Annotated in this window: 1 protein-coding gene; it reads right to left on the bottom strand. The window is 70.5% G+C overall.

What is annotated here, in order from left to right; translation table 11 throughout:
- Positions 1-315, bottom strand: a 315-nt coding sequence (locus RM704_RS45005; RefSeq protein ID WP_438828998.1) for an electron transfer flavoprotein subunit beta/FixA family protein, incomplete at both ends; no start/stop codon positions are given.

The following is a 315-nucleotide window of genomic DNA, read 5'->3' as shown; positions in this document are numbered from 1 at the left end:
CGCCCTCCAGACCGACTTCCTCGGCCTCGATGTCCAGGTCGGACAGGTCCCAGGACTCCACCGGCTTCTTCTTCGCCGCCATGATGCCCTTGAAGGAGGGGTAACGCGCCTCGCCCGACTGGTCGGTGACGGAGACCACGGCCGGCAGCGACGCCTCAAGCTGCTCGGAGGCGGCGTCACCGTCGCGCCGGCCCTTGACCACACCGTCCTCGACGGACACCTCGGACAGCAGCGTCACCTGCGGCACGCCCAGCCGCTCCGCCAGCAGCGCCGGGACGACACCCATCGTGCCGTCGGTGGACGCCATGCCGGAGA

The sequence above is a fragment of the Streptomyces gottesmaniae genome (assembly GCF_031845845.1).
Taxonomy (GTDB): Bacteria; Actinomycetota; Actinomycetes; order Streptomycetales; family Streptomycetaceae; genus Streptomyces; species Streptomyces akebiae.
The sequence above is the reverse complement of the archived record's forward strand: the minus strand, read 5'-3'. Positions and strand labels throughout refer to the sequence as shown.